Source organism: Rhodopirellula sp. UBA1907 (assembly GCF_002337565.1).
Lineage (GTDB): Bacteria > Planctomycetota > Planctomycetia > Pirellulales > Pirellulaceae > Rhodopirellula > Rhodopirellula europaea.
On the sequence record NZ_DDGH01000013.1, the window covers coordinates 108,256 to 127,988 of the forward strand.

Sequence of the window (19,733 nt, forward strand, 5' to 3'; positions counted from 1 at the left end):
GGTCCACAGGTCCACAGGTCCACGGGGATCAGTGGATCACGGAACAAAAGGCCTTGTTCCGATTCACCCTCCCACTGGGAGGGTCAAGCGAAGCGAGGGGAGGGTCGAGCACTGCAATTGCAAAGTGACAATTGCAAAGTGCAAATTTGGAATTGGAGGTTGCTCGCGGTTGGCTAGCGGCGAGCGACTTCTTAATCAAACTCGGCCGACGATGACGACGGAGTTGATGCCGAGCATTCCGAACGAGTTGTTCAGGATATAATCCACGCGAGGTTTCTCTTGCGGCTCGTTGAGCACCAAACCAGGCAGATCGCACTCGGGATCCAGCTCATCCACATTGATCGTCGGGTGGACGACTTGATCGCGGAACGCCATCAAATTACCAGCCAACTCCAGAGACCCAGCGGCTCCCATCGCGTGCCCGATGTAACTCTTTGTGTTGTTGATGCGAACATTCTCGCATTTTCCAAACACGCTCCGCAAAGCTGCACATTCTTGAATGTCGCCGCTGTTGGTTCCCGTCGCGTGCGTGCTGACGATGTCGATCTGGTCCGCTTCCAAGCCGGCACGCTTGAGAGCCTTCTGAACGCATTGGGCTTGGCGTTCTGGGTTTGGCAAAACAAAGTCGGTCGCGTCCGTGTTCATTGCGTAACCAACCAACTCGCCGTGGATCTCCGCCCCGCGAGCCTTGGCGTCACTGAGTCGCTCCAGCGTGTACAAGCAACCGCCTTCCGCGACGACGATGCCGTTGCGTTTTTGATCGAACGGCCGTGACGCGAGAGTCGGATCGGCGTGGGTCGCCAACGCGTTCTGACTATTGAAGCTGGCGAAAATCCCGAACGTATGAATGCTCTCGCTGGTTCCGCCCGCGATCGCCACATCGCACTCGTTCAACCGCAGCATCTGAGCACCCTGAATGATGCCAGCGTTTCCGGCGGCACAAGCGGCACCGATCGTGTAGTGCGGCCCGGTAATCTGCATGTTCAATGCAATTTCACCCGCGGGATTGTTCGCGACCGTGCGCGGATTGTGGTGGTGCGACCAACAACTCGTGTCGTAGTCGAACCCTTTGATCACGTGGATCTCGTTTTCGGTCTCGACGTTGCCGTGTTCAGTCACGCCGACGTAGATCCCGACTCGATCCTTGTCGACGTTTTCCCAATCCAACCCGGAATGAGCGACAGCTTCTTGAGCCGTGTAAACGCCGACGCTGCCAGCGCGAGTTCCCCGGCGAATGTCTTTTTTGGATTGATACTTCTTCGCATCGAAATCGCAAACGCCCGCCAAAGTCTCACCGAAGTAGCGGATCTCATACGGCTGCACACCGCTGCGTTTTTCCAGCAACGCTTGGCGGAATGTGGCCCAGTCGTTGCCGTTTGGCGACGTCAGACCGACGCCGGTGATGACAATGCGTTGGTCGTCGGGAAGCTTCGATGCGAGGTTGGGGGCGATCACTGATATTGCGGCCGAAATGGGCGATTGATGCGTGGATAGCGACCCAAAAACGTAGCAATCGGGCCAGGTTTCCTCAACGGGCAATGCCGGAAGCGCCCCCGGAATTGCGGGGAAAAGCCCAGCCAAATCGGCACGATTGTCTGCCAAACCGGATGATCATTCAGACCATTTCGAGCGGGCAGTCTTTTCCGTTTCAGCCGATCATTCCGTTCGGATCGAGATGCTGCGAGCGTGGGCGGTCAGGCCCTCTTTCTCCGCCACCGTGATGACGTCCTGAGCGATTGCCGACAAAGCCGATTGATCGAACTGAGTCACACTGCCGGACCGCAAAAAGCTGTTCGCAGACAACCCGGCCGCCCATCGGCACGTGCCACCCGTCGGCAAAACGTGACTGGGTCCCGCGGCGTAATCCCCCAGTGCGACCGGGGTGTGGTGTCCCAAGAACGCCGCACCGCTGTGCCGAATTTTCGCGATCAACGATTCCGGTTCGCGAGTTTCAATCTGCAAGTGCTCCGGCGCGAACGAGTCGGTCAATTCGCAAGCATGGTCGGCATCGCGAGCCAACACCAAAGCTCCGAAATCGGACAAAGCATCGCGAGCCAAATCGCCACGCTCCAGTTCGCCAAGTTGCCGTGACAATTCTGACTGAACGTTCGTCAGCAGCGTCTCATCCCAAGTGATCAAAATCGCCGATCCGGGCGAATGTTCGGCTTGAGCCAACAAATCCGACGCAACAAACGAAGCATCAGCAGAATCGTCGGCGATCACAATCACTTCGCTCGGCCCGGCAAACGAATCGATGTCGACGGTGCCGAAAACGTGCTTCTTCGCCAATGCCACGAACAAGTTGCCGGGGCCGACGATTTTGTCGACCGCGGGCAAGGCATCGCATCCGTACGCCATCGCGGCGACAGCCTGTGCTCCTCCGCACCGATAGACTTCCTTGATCCCCAGCTCATGACAAGTCGCCAGCATGTCCGTGTTGTAGGCACCAAACGGGGTCGGAGGCGCGACCACCGCAATCTCATCGACGCCAGCGACCTGAGCCGGAATCGCGGTCATCATCACCGTTGAGGGATAAGCCGCCGCACCACCGGGAACGCAGATTCCCACGCGAGGAATCGGCACATATCGCTGGGTCAGCGAGACTCCCGGACGCGGCGTGATGGTGACATCTTGGTGCAAAATCGCGGACTGGAACGTGGCAATGTTGTCGCGGATTCGGCCGATGGTTTCGATCAGCTTCGGGTCCGCCGCGGCGTGAGCGGCCTTCAAATCTGCTTCCGGCACTCGCAGCGAATCGGCCGTCAACTCGGCTCCGTCGAGAGCCTTGGTGTATCGCAGCAACGCCTCGGTGCCTTGCGATTGAACATCCTTGCAAATGGTTTCCACGACTTCGATCGGCGAGAGAGCCTTGCCGAACACTTTCAACGTCAACTCGCGACCACGCGGACTCACCAAGTCCCCGCGAGGACTCAACTTTTCTCGCAACGCGGCCAGCGTTTCCGCAGCTTCGCTCGAAGAGGGATCGCGAGCGTCTACGGTTTGGATTGAAAATTCAGGCACGGCAACGATGCGGAAAAGAACGAGGAAGGGATCGACGAAGTGGACCGGGCTGCGAAAGCCAGCCGGTCAGTTTACCGAGCCAACAACCTTGGGCTAGGCTTGGCCCATGAAACGCTTTTCCACGCCTGCTCCGAAGACAGCCGAAGCAAGATCGCTTCCTGATAAACGTCGCACCACCGCAATCGAGTGGGTGTGCGTAATCGCGGTCTTCGCTCTCACGTTCGCGCTTCGATGGCCATTCTTGGCGGAAAGCTATTGGATCGATGAGCTTCACACGGCGTGGTGCGTCGCCGACGGCTGGGGCGATGTGGCTCCACGAGCAAAAATGGGAAACCAGCAACCGCTGTACTTCTGGGCCCTTTGGATCTGGCAACAGATTCCCTGGCCCGAGCCTTTCGCCAGCTACCCCGTGGAAGTCCTGGCTCGGCTAACCAGCCTCTGGTGTGTCAGCCTTTCTGCCGCCCTGATCACCTGGGGATCCCTGCGTTACCACGGCAGCCTGCTGGCAGCGACGATCGCCGGCCTCTTTTTCGCGTTTGATCGCAATGCTGCATTCTTTGGGACTGAACTTCGGCCGTATGCCGCCGTCATCCTGGGCAGCACCGCCGCAATCCTTTTTGCCGCTCGAATCTGGACGTCGGCGTCTCGGACTAGAGCACGATACTGGGTGGGGCTGCACGCAAGCGTCTTGTTTGCGATTTTGATGCACGTCACTTCCCTGGTGACGCTCGCCCCACTCGTGATCGCACTGTCAGTGAGCGACTTGGTTCACGCCCACGGAAACCCCATTGAATTCAAACGACGCACTATTCGGCACGTGCTGTGGCTGGCGGGTTGGATGATCGTTGGCGTGCTGATCGCCAATCATCAACGAGAAATCTGGAACCACAGGGATGCCTGGGAAGCTTTTGGCCGCCCTCGATCACTCTTCGCTCTTTGGAGCATTTGGCCATGGATAGGGTGGACGCTCATTCCCTTTGCCTTCTACCTGCTCGGTTCGGCGACTCTGCCATTTCGAACCGGCTCCAAGTCGCAGTCGGACGATGTTTCGCCTGCAACTGCCCCCCCCGCTTTCCGCGTTCGTCCCGCTTCTTTTGCAGCACTGACACTAAGTGCCCTGATGATTTCTGTGATTTCCGGATTTTTTTTGGCAAAATTTCTTGGGGTCCCAATCTGGCATCGGCGCTATCTGATCGCAGGTTTGCCGCTCGGCTGCATCAGTCTCGGTGCCTGGATCGCCGCTCTGAGCCTTCGAAGACACTACGAAATCTTAGCGGCGTCAATTGCTTTCACATCGTTATTTACGGTCTTTTTCGCGCAAGGATCGATTTACTGGACCCCAGAATGGAGTCAGCCTGGACCAAATCGACCCTGGTTACCGCGAGTGACCTCCTACTGGGTGCATCGCGGCGAAGACTGGCGAAAAGCTCTTCGGTTGATTGCCGCAGAAACCACACCCAAAGACAAGGAAAACACGCTTCAGACCGAGCATCACGTCTGGATTGACGGCTATTTGATCGAGCAACCGCCCATTGTGGGAGAGGTCAAAAACGTCGATCTCGCGAACTATCTGACGTTTCCTGCCAAAGGACCGTACTCGTTGGGTTCCGAAGCAAACCTTCATGCCTTGGGATCTCAAACGCCGGCGGAAGGATGGAAAAATGCGGTCCTTTCAAAATCCACCAACAATGCTCATTCAAGGCATTGGTTTCTCACGCGTTCCCTGTCATCCACGCAGCGAGAGGAACTCCAGGGTTGGCTCCCTGACGCCCAGCAACAAGGGCGACTTGGCAACCTTTATCTATTTTCAACGATAAACGGCCGGGACTGAAAAACGGCGTCTACTCGATAGACTTCAAGGCCTTATCACTCGCCAGAAAATGTCACTCGAGGCCTAGTTCAAGTCTCGCAAACACCAAACAAACCCGATTCTTAGATTTATTCTCAATCGGATGGCGGCCCCCAAGTTCGCCGGCGGATCTTTTCAAACCCAGACCGAGGCGTCTTCGCCGAGCTCGCTAGGTAAAACAAGACGACCATCCGGGTCAAAAATTCTCTTGCCAATGCGCCGAAAGGCTGTAACTTTGAGCCAAAAGCAACGTGAGAGTACCTTCCCTTATCTCTAAATAGCGGGAAGGACCACCTTCTTGCGTTCGCGATCGCTCCTCACTCTTCCGAATGGTGGTTTTTCTACATGAGTACTCTTCCGCGACTTTCAGCTCTGATTCTGGTAGCGGTTTCATTAGCGATTACAGGCTGTCCATCCAGCACTTCGCAGACGGTGGCTGACCCCAACCAAATGACTCCTGAACAAGAGGCCGAACAACAGGCCTACCTCGAACAGATGGACCAGTAGCGATCGCAACCGATCCATCCCTCCTTTTTCTCGGCTGCTGATTGCTTGAGGCGTACCTGGCAATTTCATCAGCTTTCTCGATGTCTTTAGAGAATTTTCCCCATGAGTAGTAAGAAAAGAGGAGCCTTCACGCTGGTGGAGCTCCTGGTGGTGATCGCCATCATTGGCGTTTTGGTGGGGCTGCTGTTGCCCGCGGTCCAGGCCGCTCGCGAGGCGGCGCGCCGAATGAGTTGCAGCAACAACTTCAAACAGATGGGACTTGCGGTCCACAACTATCACTCGGCATTCAATACGTTGCCGCAGCAGATGACGGGAGCGAATTACACGACCACGACCAACTCCGCATTGACGCAACGCTTGTATCTGAGCGGCCTGGTCGGATTGACGCCGTTCATGGAACAACAAGCGATCTGGGACGTTGTCAGCAACCCTTACCAAACTCCTGGCGGAGGCATGCTGATTAACCCAGGACCTTGGCGGACAGACTTTCCACCTTGGATGACGAACATCCCCACCCTTCGCTGCCCCAGCGACCCAGGCGTGGGACTGCCAGCACTCGGCCGATCCAACTTTGCTTTTTGCCTTGGCGATGCGATTGAACTGGTTCACTCAGGTGGTCGCAACGAACGCGGCAACTACGAAGATGGCGGTATCGCCACCGGGCAAGCTGGCATCAAAGGCCGCGCGACCGGAAACAACACCAACTGGGCAGCCCTGGCTCGAGCTCGAAACCGAGGGATGTTCTGGGCACGGCATCAATTGAAATTCCGAGACTGCCTTGACGGATTGTCCAACACAATCGCCATGGGTGAAGTGGCGACGACAATCGGTGCTCGCGAATTGATCGCTGAGTTTCAATTGAACGCGGGGACAGACGTCATCACCAACCCAGCATTTTGTGATCCCGGAGTTGATCCGGCCCGTCCTCAGTTCTGGCTCCCCGATGCTGATCTGCCCGGCAACTTGGGCGGCGGGAACCAAATTCGTGGTGGACGCTGGGCCGACGGTCGAATCCAGTACACCTCGTTCCAAACCATCAAGCCGCCAAACTCGCTGAACTGCTTTTCGGCTGACGACGCCAGCCAAGGCATCTCGTCGTGCAGTAGCCGGCACCAAGGTGGTGCTCACGTCTTGCTAGGCGACGGTGCCGTCAAGTTCATCACCGACAGCATCGATGCGGGCAACCAACAATCGGCGCCGATGATCAATGGTGCCCAAAGCGTTTATGGCGTCTGGGGTGCTCTCGGTACACGTGCATCCAAAGAGACGATTGATACCAGTGATATCTTCTAGGTTGATGCAACCACGAACTCGTTGACGTCGGCTTGCCAAACGTCAGCGAACATGACAACGTCCCCGGCACATTCATTTGTGCCGGGGATTTTTTTTGGGAACCATTCTGATGAGCCAGACGACAAGCGATCACGCATCCACCTTCGATGCCCTTTGCCAAACCTTTCGTGATGCGGCAAAGCTCTCCACCACAGCGGATTTGCTGGAATGGGATGAACGCACCGGAATGCCACGCGGGGGTGCGGAGTACCGCGCCGAACAAGTTGCTCACCTGCGCGGGTTGGTGCACACCCTGCAAACGGCCCCGGTCATCGAAGAGCAACTCGCTTCGCTTGCGGACTGGGACGCAGCATCCGATCCGCACAGTGACATCGGAGCGACGCTCAAGTGCCTCGCTGATGATTACCGCCGGCAATGCAAACTGCCCAGCGACCTGGTCCAACGCACCGCATCATGTTGCGTTCGCGGCCAAGGCCAATGGGACGCCGCTCGCAAAGCGGACGACTACTCGATGTTCCAGCCCGTGCTGGACGAAATGCTTTCGCTCAAACGGGAAACGGGCGAGCTTCTGAAGACCGATGACCAAACGGTCTACGAAGCCTTGCTGGACGAATTCGAACCAGGTGCGAAGGCGGCCGCTCTCACGAAAACCTTTGCCGACTTGCGAACCGAACTGGTGGCATTGATCAGCGAGATCAAAGACTCACCTCGACAAGTCGACACGTCGCTGATCACGCAAGAATTTCCAATCGAAGCACAACGAGCGTTCTCGCACGTGCTCGCCGAAGCGATCGGCTTTGACTTCAACCGAGGTCGGCTGGATGAGACTTCGCATCCATTTTGCACAACGATCGGTCCCTCCGACTGCCGCATCTTGACTCGCTACGAACCCAATTTTCTTCCGACCAGCATCTTTGGAACGCTGCATGAGGCTGGCCACGGACTGTACGAACAAGGCATGCGAGACGACTGGTTCGGATTGCCACCGGGAAGCTACGCGTCGTTGGGAATCCACGAGTCACAATCACGAATGTGGGAAAACCTCGTCGGCCGAACGCTGCCGTTCTGGGAACACTTCACCCCACAGATCCAACAACACTTCCCGGCGCAATTGGGCAATGCCACCGCTGCGGAACTGCATCGCTGCTTCAATTCAGTCTCGCCATCGCTGATTCGCGTCGAAGCCGACGAGGCGACTTACAACCTGCACATCATCGTACGATTTGAATTGGAACAAGCGCTGATCAGCGGCGAGCTATCGACGGATGATTTGCCGGTCGCATGGGCGGATGCTTACGAACAAGTCATCGGGGTTCGCCCACCGTCGGCCGCCGATGGCGTGCTGCAAGACGTTCACTGGAGCGCGGGCCTGATCGGGTACTTCCCGACATACACGCTCGGGAATTTGGCCGCGGCACAGTTGTACGATGCTGCCAAAGAATCACTCGGAGACATTGATGCAATGGTTCGGGAAGGTAACTTTGCACCGCTACGAGAATGGTTGGTCAAGAACGTTCATCAGCTCGGACGAACGCGAACCGCGGATGAACTGGTCGAACAAGCCAGCGGCAAACCGCTCTCCGCCGAACCGCTGATCCAAAGCCTGCGAACCCGCTACAGCCAAGTCTACGACCTCGCCTAAAGAGTGGCATAGGCTTCCAGCCTGTGATCCCCACTGAACGATCACTCAACAGGCACCGAGCAATCTCGGCGCCTGTCCGCTATGCAAACGATTCCGAACCCTGGTGAATCCGGCTACGGCGAACATGCTTCCGAATTCTGGCGAATTCGGCTACAGAGAATTCCTGGCGAGCTACTTCTTCCCCTTCGCTTCGATCTTGCCCCAAGTATCACGTAACGGGACGATGCGATTGAAAACGAGCTCGCCATCGGTCGAATCGGGATCGACGACGTAATACCCGAGTCGTTCGAACTGCACGCGATCACCCACTGCGGCCTCCGCCAATGCTGGTTCCACGTGGGCGGTTAGTGTTGTCAGCGAGTCTGGGTTCAAGTGATCCAGGAACGATCCCGTATCCGAGGACGCATCCGGGTTTTCGACCTTGAACAGACGGTCGTAATTGCGAACGGTCACTTTCTTAGCGTGTTCGCGACTGACCCAGTGGATCGTACCTTTGACTTTGCGACCGGAGGTGTCTTCGCCGCTCTTGGTTTCCGGATCGTAGGTGCACAAGACTTCGGTGACATTCCCATCGTCGTCCTTCACCACGTCGTGACAATCCACGATGTAGCCAGAACGCAAACGAACCGAACCGCCCTTCTTCAAACGGAAGAATTTGCGAGGAGCCTCTTCGCGAAAATCTTCGGTCTCGATGTACAACTCACCGCTGAATGGAATTTCGCGGCTACCGGCGGATTCGTCTTCGGGGTTGTTGATCGCGTTCATCATCTCGACCTTGCCCTCGGGCCAGTTCGTGATGGTGAGCTTGATCGGATTCAAAACCGCCATCCGTCGCGACGCGACCGAGTTCAGGTGCTCGCGAACCGAGTTTTCCAAGCGAATGACATCAATCGTGCTATTGAACTTGGCCACACCGATGTCGGCGCAGAACGCACGAATGGACTCGGGCGTGTAACCACGACGACGCAAACCAACCAAGGTCGGCATTCGAGGATCGTCCCAACCGGTGACGTGGTTTTCCTTCACTAGTTGCAAGAGTTTCCGTTTGCTCATGACGGTGAAAGTCATGTTCAGACGAGCGAACTCGATTTGGCGAGGATGATGAATGCCAAGGTTCTCGCAGTACCAATTGTAAAGCGGCCGATGGTGCTCGAACTCGAGCGTGCAGATCGAGAACGTGATCTTTTCCAGTGAATCAGACTGACCGTGGGCCCAGTCATACATGGGATAGATGCACCACTTGTCGCCGGTGCGATGGTGCGGCACATGAGCGATTCGGTACATCACCGGATCGCGAAGATTGATGTTCGGCGAAGCCATGTCGATCTTGGCTCGCAACGTTTTCTCACCGTCCTTGAACTTGCCCGCCTTCATCGCACGCAGCAGCTCCAAGTTCTCCTCGGGAGTGCGATCGCGGTGAGGTGAATTTTTGCCCGGTTCGGTCAACGTCCCGCGATACTCGCGAGTCTCTTCGGCGTTCAGGTCGCATACGTAGGCCTTGCCGTCTTTGACCAGTTGTTCGGCCCAATCATAAAGTTGATCGAAGTAGTCGCTGGCGAAGTGCAAGTTGTCCCACTCAAACCCCAACCAACGCACGTCGTCTTGGATGGACTCAACGTACTCGGTGTCTTCTTTGACGGGGTTGGTGTCATCGAATCGCAGGTTGCATGTGCCGCCCATGTCTTTGGCCAGACCAAAGTTCAGGCAAATACTTTTCGCGTGTCCGATGTGGAGGTAGCCATTGGGTTCCGGCGGGAATCGCGTGGCAACTCCGTCAAAGCGTCCACTCGCCAGATCCGCATCAATCGCTTGGCGAATGAAGTGTTTGGACGGCGTTTTTTCAGGTGTGGCCGAGTCAGATGGTTCGGGTGCGTTCACGTCGATTCGCCGGTACAAGGGATCAAAAGATGCCGCATTGTGACGCGATTGCCAAAACGTTGAAAGGGTAGAATGTTCGCCCCGATTTGGCCTCGTCGACACGTGCAACGGAAGCAGAACCGGCACGGTGCGGCCACCTCATTTCGCCGTGGCGGCTTTCTCTAGCTGAGCCTGCATGCGAGCGATTCGTTCGGCCAGCGTTTCGCTCGACAAACGTTCTCGCAAACGATCGACCAGCAACCCAAACCCCATCGGAGTGACCTTCTCCGGTTCGCGAATGACGACTTGGCTGCCCTCAATCCGGCGCAAAGCGTCTTCCATTCGCGATGCGTTCAGTTGGTTCTCCAAGACCTCTTCATTGCATTGGTGAAGCAACAAGTTGTCCGGGTCGTATTCACGGAACACTTCGAAGAACAAATTGCTGCTCGCCTGAAGATGCTTGTTGGGCTTTTGACGACCGGGATAGCCACCCTGGATCAATCCAGCGATGCGAGCAATCGCGCGGAAACCACGCCGGCTCATCTCGGTCGCGTTGAGCGATTCGCCGATGTCCGCCACCAGTCGATCGGGCGACAATAGTCCGGCATCGAGAGCCTGGTTCAGCGGAGCGGGCTTCGGCGACGTCAACACAAACCCATAGTCGTTGCAGGCAAACGAGAATGAGATCTTTTCAATTCGCGACATGCGATGTGCCAGCACCGCGGACAATCCTTCGTGAGCCAAGCGGCCAGCGAAAGGATAAAAGAACAACTGATATCCATCTCGCGTTCGAATCGACTCGATCAGCAATTCATTCGCGGCTGGCACGTGACTCCACTTCGCTTGCAATTTTAGCAGCGGACGCATTCGCTTCATCTCAGGCCCAACAAAGTCGCCCTCGGCGGCCTGCTGCAATTTATCCCGCAGGCCTTGGGCAAGCTCGCTGGACAGCGGCATTCGTCCGCCCATCCACCGCGGCACCGCATCGGGTGCGCCCTTGGCTCGTTTGACGTAGGCCTCGCTGTTGTCGATCCGAACCAACTCGACCAACCGACCAGCAAACAGAAATTTGTCGCCGATGCTGACTTTCGAAAGAAACGATTCTTCGACGGTTCCCAGCGTTCCGCCTTTCAAGAACTTCACTCGCATCGAAGCGTCCGAGACGATTGTCCCGATGTTCATACGGTGGTTGGACATGACTCGTTTCTGAGTCACCACATAGCGACCGTCGACCAGTTCGACACGTTTGAATTCGGGATAGGCATCCAGCGTGCTGCCTCCGCGGACGACAAAGTCGATGGCGAATTGCCACTGTTGTTCCGACAGCGATTCAAACGCTCGTGTTTGTCGCACTTCGGCGAGCAATTCGTTTGGTTCAAACCCGCCACCGATCGCGATGGTGACCAAGTGCTGAGTCAACACGTCCAGCGGGGATTTGATCAACGGACGTGACTCGAGTTTTCCATCGCGAATGGAATCTTGTGCCGCTGCCAGCTCGATCAATTCGAACGCGTTGGTCGGCACAAACGCGAGCCGGCTGATCGCGCCGGGTTGGTGGCCGCTGCGACCGGCTCGTTGCAGCAACCGTGCCGCTCCCTTGGGGCTGCCGATTTGGATGACAAGGTCGACGGCGGTGAAGTCGACACCCAGATCCAAGCTGCTAGTGCAGACCACCGTTTTCAAACTGCCCTCTCGCAATCCGTTCTCCACCCATTGTCGGACGCTGGTGTCGAGCGATCCATGATGAAGAGCAATTTGGCCAGCCCAGTCGGGTCGATGAGCCAACAGTTTTTGATACCAGATTTCGGTCTGAGATCGAGTGTTAGCAAAGATGAGTGACGAACTGGCCTGCTCAACTTCTTTGGCCACCTCAGGAATCATTCGCGTTCCGATGTGCCCGGACCAAGGAAAGCGTTCGATGACCGGCGGCAGAATCGAGTAGAGCTTGGTCTTCTTCTTGCTCTTGCCGTGAATGATGACCGCATCATCGGTGTTGGCGGGTCCCACCAAAGATTCCAAGGCTTCCTCCAAATTGCCAAGCGTCGCGGACACGCCCCAAGTTTGTAGATCGGGCGAAAGACGTCGCAACCTCGCGAGAGCCAACTCGGTTTGGACGCCGCGTTTGGTTCCCAACAACTCATGCCACTCATCGACGATCACCGCCTTCAGTTCTGACAACTGCGGTTGCAATCGCTCGTGAGTCAGCATCAACGTCAGGCTTTCAGGCGTTGTGACCATCGCGGTCGGCAACCGCTTCATTTGCCGGGCCTTCAAGCTGGCTTTGGTGTCGCCGGTTCGCCCCTGCAGATCCCAAGGCAAATTCATCTCGTCGATGGCCGCCTGCATCGCCGCGGTCGTGTCACCCGCGAGAGCCTTCAGCGGAGTCACCCACAAGACTTGCAGACCCGGCGGACTCTTCGGATTCCATTTGCTGGGGTCTTTGTTGGCTTTCATCCACTGCAACAACGGCCCCATCCAAACGGCCAGCGTTTTGCCCGTTCCCGTGGCCGAATGCACCAGCCCACTTTTGCCGTCCAAGTAAGCCTTCCAGGTCGATCGTTGGAACAGAAACGGTTTGGAATCGCGAACTTCAAAGAACCGATCCACCAACGCCCTTGGCTGGATACGTTCGGTCTTGGAAGCGGATGCGGGCATGGAGCGTGCGAGACGAAAAGAATGTGAAATGCGGAGGAGTCAAGGATCAGTGTTGAGCGGGGTCAACCATGAAGCCAGTTCAATCAGCCGGTGGGGACAGAACGATTTCGGCCGTCATCCACAACGGTTGGACGCGGTTCGGTTAGGCTGGTTCCACCTTTCGATCTCCCCGAATGCTGTCGTCCTCCATGTTGACCAAGGAGCCCACCTCGTGAAATCCCACCCGAAGTCTCACCCACTGTCAGCCTCTCCATCGTCCGCTTCCAAATCATCCGTCGATCGTCGGCAATGGTTGAGCTACGCCGCGTTTGGCGGTGCCGCGATTGCAGCGGGATCCTCTCAAGCCGCGACGGTTGCCACCGCGGCTTCGCCCAACCAAACGCAACCGAAGTACAAGTTCAAAAAGTCGATCAATCTTTGGGCGTTCCCCTACCCCGACAAGATGTCGCTGAAGGAATGCTTGCAACTGGCCAAGGACGCTGGCTTCGACGGGATCGAACTGAACTACGACCTCGACAGTGATTTGTCGCCGAAGTCGGGCACCAAAGAGTTCACCGAGATTCGCAAGATGGCCGACGAAATCGGCATCGCAATCAGTGGAGTTTGTTCGTTCCTGTTTTGGCCCTACCCGCTGACCAGCAACGATCCTGCCGAGCGTGCTCGCGGAATGGAACTGGCGGGCAAAATGACGCAAGCGGCTCATGATTTGGGGACGGAGAACTTGCTGGTCGTGCCCGGTGCGGTTCACATGCCATGGCGAGAAGATCACGACCCGACGCCCAACGACGTTTGCGACCAACGGGCTCGTGAAGCGATCGGAAAGTTGCTTCCTCAAGCCGAGAAGTTGAACGTCAAACTGAACATGGAGAACATCTTCTTCAATGGCTTCCTGATGTCACCGATGGAGATGGCTGACTTCGTGGACAGTTTCCAAAGCGAACACGTGCGAGTGCATTTCGACACGGGCAACATCATGGAATACCAATTCCCTGAGCACTGGATTCCGATCTTGGGTGACCGCATCCAAAACGTTCACTTGAAGGAGTACACCAAAAAGGGAACGGACCATTCGCTCGAGGCATTCCGGCCATTGCTCGACGGCACCACGAACTGGCCCGCCGTCTTGGAAGCTTTCGACGCGATTGGCTACGACGGCTACCTCACGTTTGAATACTTCCACCCCTACGCCCACTTCCCCGAAGCGTTGATCTATCAAACGTCGGATTCACTCGATCGCATGCTCGGCAAAGAACAACCGCGACTAACCTGAGCATCGATCGACGCCGCTTGATCGCAATCCTGTAACCGACCGCCCCCATTCGGTCGAAATGCCGTAACCGACCGACGCCGCTCGGTCGGCATCCTGTAACCGATCGACGCCGTTCGATCGGCACCCCCCACCCAGCTCAATCCCCTCCCTCCGAACCACTCGCAATCACCTTCGACTCCGCCTCTGGCAACATCGCGATCAAATCAGCCAAGCGATCAGCGTCGGCCGGTTGCTTGTCGGTTCGCCAGCGAACAATGCGAGGAAACCGAGTCGCGATGCCTGATTTGTGCCGCGTGCTTCGTTGCAATCCTTCAAACGCCAGCTCCATCACCAACTCGGGTTTGACGCTTCGAACCGGCCCGAAGCGTTCGGAAGTGTTGTCGCGCACAAACCGGTCGACCTTGCGAATTTCGGCGTCGGTCAAACCGCTGTAGGCTTTCGCGAATGGCACCAGTTTGTCTTCGTCCCAGACCGCGAATGTGTAGTCCGTGTACAAGCTTGCTCGTTTGCCATGGCCTCGTTGCGCATAAATCAAAACCGCATCCACCGTGTGCGGCGCGAGCTTCCATTTCCACCAAACACCGCGAACGCGACCGACGCTGTACGGGGCGTCCAAACGCTTGATCATCACACCTTCGGCCAAGACATCACGACTAGTCGAACGAATCGCGGCGAGGTCATCCCAAGACTCAAACGACAACGGTTCGTTCCAAACGACGCTGGGTGGTTGATGGATGCTCAGCATCTTCAGCAACGCGTCACGACGCTCCGCCAATGGTTTCGCTCGTAGGTCATTGCCATCCAGTTCCAAACAATCAAACGCGTGGAACATGACGGGCACTTCGGCCAGCAACTTCTTGCCGACCGTTTTGCGTCCGATCCGGCGTTGCAATTGGGCGAAGGGAAGCACCTCAATTGCCTGCTTGGAATCATCCGAAGCCGGTGAGATGAGACGGCTGGCCAGGATCTCACCATCGATCACGGTTCCATCCGGCAAAAACTCCGCCGCACGTTCAATCTCGGGCCATCGATTGACCATCAGGTCTTCGCCACGAGACCAGATATACGTTCGCCCCGCACGGCGGATCACTTGGCCTCGGATGCCATCCCATTTCCATTCGGATTGATATTCCGAAGGGTCGCCGAGTATTTGCCAATCGGGGCCGTCGCCTTCCGCGTTGGCATCGTCCGCCAAAGCGTGAGCCAGACAAAACGGATACGGCCGGCTGTGGGTGGCGTCGTTCAAATCCGTCGAATGCAGCCGCTCGATGAATTCAGGCGTCGGATCCCAATCGCCCATCAACCGGTGAGCGATCACATCGGCCGGCAACCCGTTGGACTCAGCGATCCCGCGAGCGACCAACCGCGAGCTCACACCGACGCGAAATGATCCGGTGATTAGTTTCATCAGAATCAATCGCGAAGTGCCCTCGGTTTGAGCCCACATTTGTCGCACGGCGTCCGATTGCTCGGATTCGTCCATGCGGGCCAGCGGAAGCACGTCATTTTGCATCCAATCCGACAAACTTCGGAAATCCGCATCCGATGAGTTTCCTGCCGGGACCAGCAGTGAGATCGTTTCGGCCAAGTCTCCGACTGAATCGTAGGACTCCTCGAACAACCAATCCGGAATCCCGGCCGACTCCGCCGCCAAACGTCGCAGTAACCCCGTGGAAACCAAGCGTTTTACGCGACGACCGCTCAGCGAAGCGATGGCCCAGGCGGCATCTTCGGGGGATGCGGCGGACATGTACTGGGCGATCGCGGCGACCTTTTCGTTGGTCTTCGTCGTCTGATCCAGTCGCTGGAAGAGTTCGGCAAAGAGTTTCATGCGAGGATCGCGTTTTCAGGTTGACAAAAATTCGATTTGTTCACTCAAAGCCGTGTTGACACTGGTTGTCCGCAATTCGTATTGCCAACCTCGCTAGGAAGGTTTTCGTGCTGACTCATTGGGTTTATTCCGTCACGACGATGGGATTCTACCGAGGAGACCAGTTCGAAACGCGGAACACTCCGGTGTTCACGGCCGACAACCAGTCCACCCATGGTGAGTCTGGGCGAGAGCTTTCCTGCACTTTATGGATTTCATGTCTCACGCGAAGAAGGAGAGTCGCGTTGAACCGCTCGTATCATCCGCTAAGGCGGAACCGGTCATGTCCTGAGGGACAGACCAAGGATGAATTGGGTCATTCGATGACCGCGATGACCGATGCCCCTGTCAAAGCGGCCTCTGCTAAGGAGACGTTGATGTCGACGCTGGAAACTCAATGGCGACACAAGGTCACCCGACCATTGGTGTCGCTGTCCATTGCTTCGTTGCTATCGACCGCTGTCGCAGTCCCGAATGCATCGGCCCAGTTCACATTGCCACCAACCGACTCGACCGCGAAAGTAGCCGCGACTTCGAAAGAAACGCCTGCTTCGTTGCCGTTGGCTGTCCGTCGCACGGAAACGTTGCGATTGGTTGCCGCCGGACGTGCCGCGCTCGACAAAGGCAATGTCAAAGACGCTCACTTGTTCGCCAAACAGGCACAATCCTTTGGATTGAAAGAGCATGAATTCCAAGCCGGCGACGCTCGTCCGTGGCAATTGCTTCTCGATACCCAAGCCGCCGCTCGTCGGACTGGCGTGGATTTGGAGGCATTGGTCAAACAGGCAGCCAACCCAACTATGCAAACCAGTGGCAACGCCGCTGCGGGTGCTCCTTCCATGGTGCAACAGGCCGGCGGCGCAAGCCCAACACCTGGTGGCATTGCTCAGGTCCAAGCTGCACTGCCGCTTGGCAATTCCGAAGGCGACCGTTTGTTCCGTGAAGGAATGGACTTGTTGTCGCAAGGAAAGAAGACCGAGGCACGCCAAGCATTCGTGAAAGCCTGGACGTTTGAGTCCGAACTCGACACGCAAACTCGCCGTGCGTTGCAAGACAAATTGACCTTGTTGCAACCGTCGCGTTTGCCTTCGGCAACCGCAGGCCAACCCCTGTCGGCGATGGATAAAGCGGACCTCGAAGCCCAACAACAAACTCGTCGCCTGTATCGCGAGATCACGACGGAATTGTCGAAGGCAAATGAGAAACGCACCGAAACTCCAATGGAGGCTGTCGACGACCTCGAACGACTTCGTCGTCGTGTCGAAGGTGCCAGCATCGATGAAGCGTCCAAGGCATCGCTGGCGGCCATGGTCGACCGAGCTTTGTCGGATCAAAAGACATACGTCGAACAGCATCGTGCTGAAATCCAATTGAATTTGGCCAACCAAGCCGTTCGTTCTGAAATGGCAACCGAAGCCGCCAAAGAAGCTCGTATCGACGATGAAATCTCATCGCTGGTCGAGACCTTCAACGACCTAATGGACGATCGTCGCTTCCACGAAGCCGAAGTGATCGCCAAACAAGTCGGTGAGCTGAAGCCAGGTTCGCCGATCGCCCAAAGCATGTTTAGCAGCAGCCGCATGGGCGTTCGTCTTCAAATGAATGAAGAGATCAGTGCGGACAAGGAGGACAACTTCAACCGTGAAATGTTGTCCATCGACCGAGCTTCCGTGCCACTGAATCCCGACCGTCCGTTCGAGTTCCCTGAAATTCGTTCCTGGGAAGAACTGTCGCGTCGTCGGTTGGCCCAAGGTGCCGAATCGAACCTGACGCCAGCCGAACAACAGATCAAGCGAAAACTCGAAACCGAAGTCGAAGTCAAATACCGCGATCGTCCGCTGGGCGAAGTCCTGGATGATTTGTCGAACATGACCGGTGTGCCGATCGTGATCGACAACCGAGCCTTGGCTGCGATTCGTTTGAACCGCGAGACTCCGGTTTCGCAGAACATCTCGACTCGCATTTCGTTGCGAAGTGCTCTGAACATCATTCTTGGCGACCTCGACCTGACGCACGTCATCGACAACGAAGTGTTGAACGTGACCAGCAAGGACGCTCGCCGAACGATGGTGGAACGTCGCACTTATCGGGTCGCTGACTTGGTCACACCGATTCCGAACTTTGTCACTGGTTACGATGATGGTTTGCGTGGTGCGTTGCGAAACGCCTACCAAATGATCAACCCTCAAACTGATGTTCAAGTCGTGCCCGTCTCGGCATCGGGATTGGGCGGTTTTGCCGGCAACAACAATGCGGCATCGATGAGCCCCAATATGCTGGGCCAGTACAACACCGGCGGCAGCTTCGCCTCGGCCGGCGGTTTGGGTTCGCCCAGCAACCTCGGCGGTTTGGGTGGTCAGTCGATGGCTGACTTCAGCCAACTGATGCAATTGATTCAAACAACGATTGAACCTGAGTCGTGGGAACAACTCGGTGGCGTCGGCACGATGGCACCGTATCCACAAAACTTGTCGCTGGTCGTCAGCACCACAAGTGATGTGCACGATCAAATCGTTGACTTGTTGGAGTCGCTTCGTCGTCTGCAGAACTTGCAAATCACGATCGAAGTTCGCTTCATCACGTTGTCCGACACGTTCTTCGAACAAATCGGAATCGACTTTGACTTGCAGTTCGATGACAACGCTCCTGGTTTGCCAGGCGATGACAGCGGACCAGAAGTCACGATTGGTCTGGACGGCGACGGAACTCCGACTGCCGACCTCGACATTCGATTGGACCAAAACAGTGGTGCCACGGTGCCATTCGGTGCTCCCGATGCGGGTGCGATCTCGACGCTCGGGTTCGCCATCCTCAGTGACATCGAAGCGTACTTCTTCCTGCAAGCCGCTCAGGGCGACAGTCGCACAAACGTGATGCAGGCTCCGAAGGTAACGTTGTTCGATGGTCAGATCGCTTCGATCCAAGACCAGACTTCACGTCCTTTCGTGACCAGTATTGTTCCCGTCGTCGGTGACTTCGCCGTCGCACAACAGCCCGTCATCGTTGTTCTCGACGAAGGCACACGACTGAACGTGCAAGGTGTTGTCAGTGAAGACAAACGATTCGTTCGTTTGACGTTGATTCCAACCTTCAGCCAAATCGGCGAAGTGAACGAGTTCACGTTCCAAGGCAACTCGACGACTCGCAACACTTCGAATCGCAACGTTGACACCAACGGTGACGGCGTGATCGATGAAGAGGACGAGCAAGAAGAAGAAAGCGTCACGCAAGGCACGACGGTTCAACAACCGACGTTCGCCTTCACCACAGTCAACACGACCGTGAGTGTTCCCGATGGCGGTACGATTCTTCTGGGTGGGATCAAACGAATGAGCGAAGGCCGCAACGAACGTGGCGTGCCGTTCCTCAGCAAGATTCCATACGTCAGCCGATTGTTCCGCAACACCGCGGTCGGTCGTGAGTCACGAAGTTTGATGATGATGGTCACACCACGAATCATCATCCAAGAAGAAGAAGAGATCGCTCAAACCGGATTCGATCCGGGACGCTGATCGCGAAGAAACCCCGCATCGGTCGCTCGGAGGCGTCCTTCCGCCTTCGAGGTCGGTGAACCGGGGTCTTTTCCTTCAACACATCAACGGTCGTCGCGAGTTCTTCGGAACCTGCGACGGCCGTTTTTTCGTGCGCGGGCAGAGCTCTTAGGCAGGGAGGTCGCGCGGTTTCAAAGTGCCGCTTTTCGGCGGATTCACACACGGAGTACCTCTCCCGAAACAGAGTTTGGGGAGAGCGATATACTAGGTCGAGCGAC

11 protein-coding genes are annotated in these 19,733 nt (G+C 56.5%); 6 read left to right on the plus strand and 5 right to left on the minus strand.

What is annotated here, in order from left to right; genetic code table 11:
* Positions 1-195: 195 nt before the first annotated feature.
* Together B2R17_RS03460 and hisD are read right to left on the minus strand one after the other, a co-directional pair.
* The gene (locus B2R17_RS03460) at positions 196-1,455 is read right to left on the minus strand and encodes a beta-ketoacyl-[acyl-carrier-protein] synthase family protein (RefSeq protein ID WP_007325817.1); all 1,260 of its coding nucleotides are present in this window, start codon (positions 1,453-1,455) and stop codon (positions 196-198) included.
* A 201-nt stretch (positions 1,456-1,656) separates the two neighbouring features.
* Entirely contained in the window at positions 1,657-3,021 is a 1,365-nt protein-coding gene (gene hisD / locus B2R17_RS03465; RefSeq protein ID WP_286762861.1) for a histidinol dehydrogenase, read from the minus strand.
* 688 nt (positions 3,022-3,709) lie between these two features.
* On the opposite strand from hisD, the gene B2R17_RS03470 reads away from it, so the two are divergent.
* From B2R17_RS03470 to B2R17_RS03485, 4 genes are all read left to right on the plus strand, one after another.
* A complete protein-coding gene (locus B2R17_RS03470) occupies positions 3,710-4,852 on the plus strand; it encodes a hypothetical protein (protein ID WP_286762862.1) in 1,143 nt (380 codons plus the stop codon).
* Positions 4,853-5,215: 363 nt separating this feature from the next.
* The gene (locus B2R17_RS03475) at positions 5,216-5,377 is read left to right on the plus strand and encodes a hypothetical protein (RefSeq protein ID WP_158230950.1); all 162 of its coding nucleotides are present in this window, start codon (positions 5,216-5,218) and stop codon (positions 5,375-5,377) included.
* A gap of 102 nt (positions 5,378-5,479) precedes the next feature.
* Positions 5,480-6,670, plus strand: a complete 1,191-nt coding sequence (locus tag B2R17_RS03480) for a DUF1559 domain-containing protein (protein ID WP_037250647.1) — start codon at positions 5,480-5,482, stop codon at positions 6,668-6,670.
* A 109-nt stretch (positions 6,671-6,779) separates the two neighbouring features.
* Positions 6,780-8,312: a carboxypeptidase M32 gene (locus B2R17_RS03485; RefSeq protein WP_286762863.1), complete on the plus strand. Its 1,533-nt coding sequence runs from the start codon at positions 6,780-6,782 to the stop codon at positions 8,310-8,312.
* Between the two features lie 171 nt (positions 8,313-8,483).
* Here the strand turns inward: B2R17_RS03485 and B2R17_RS03490 are convergent, their stop codons facing one another.
* Positions 8,484-10,208: a glutamine--tRNA ligase/YqeY domain fusion protein gene (locus B2R17_RS03490; protein WP_339887269.1), complete on the minus strand. Its 1,725-nt coding sequence runs from the start codon at positions 10,206-10,208 to the stop codon at positions 8,484-8,486.
* A 120-nt stretch (positions 10,209-10,328) separates the two neighbouring features.
* Entirely contained in the window at positions 10,329-12,824 is a 2,496-nt protein-coding gene (locus B2R17_RS03495) for a ligase-associated DNA damage response DEXH box helicase (protein ID WP_286762865.1), read from the minus strand.
* 211 nt (positions 12,825-13,035) lie between these two features.
* Between B2R17_RS03495 and B2R17_RS03500 the strand changes: the two genes are divergently transcribed.
* Positions 13,036-14,094, plus strand: coding sequence for a sugar phosphate isomerase/epimerase family protein (locus B2R17_RS03500; RefSeq protein WP_286762866.1), 1,059 nt, complete (start codon positions 13,036-13,038; stop codon positions 14,092-14,094).
* A 136-nt stretch (positions 14,095-14,230) separates the two neighbouring features.
* Here B2R17_RS03500 and B2R17_RS03505 read toward each other — a convergent pair whose 3' ends face one another.
* A complete protein-coding gene (locus B2R17_RS03505; RefSeq protein WP_286762867.1) occupies positions 14,231-15,925 on the minus strand; it encodes an ATP-dependent DNA ligase in 1,695 nt (564 codons plus the stop codon).
* Positions 15,926-16,287: 362 nt separating this feature from the next.
* Between B2R17_RS03505 and B2R17_RS03510 the strand changes: the two genes are divergently transcribed.
* Entirely contained in the window at positions 16,288-19,476 is a 3,189-nt protein-coding gene (locus tag B2R17_RS03510) for a type II secretion system protein GspD (RefSeq protein ID WP_286762868.1), read from the plus strand.
* Positions 19,477-19,733 lie beyond the last annotated feature (257 nt).

Coding starts and splice junctions, on each gene's coding strand:
- B2R17_RS03485 (WP_286762863.1), top strand. CDS start 6,780: ATGAGCCAGACGACAAGCGATCACGCATCCACCTTCGATGCCCTTTGC.
- B2R17_RS03475 (WP_158230950.1), top strand. CDS start 5,216: ATGAGTACTCTTCCGCGACTTTCAGCTCTGATTCTGGTAGCGGTTTCA.
- B2R17_RS03510 (WP_286762868.1), top strand. CDS start 16,288: ATGACCGCGATGACCGATGCCCCTGTCAAAGCGGCCTCTGCTAAGGAG.
- B2R17_RS03495 (WP_286762865.1), bottom strand. CDS start 12,824: ATGCCCGCATCCGCTTCCAAGACCGAACGTATCCAGCCAAGGGCGTTG.
- B2R17_RS03505 (WP_286762867.1), bottom strand. CDS start 15,925: ATGAAACTCTTTGCCGAACTCTTCCAGCGACTGGATCAGACGACGAAG.
- B2R17_RS03480 (WP_037250647.1), top strand. CDS start 5,480: ATGAGTAGTAAGAAAAGAGGAGCCTTCACGCTGGTGGAGCTCCTGGTG.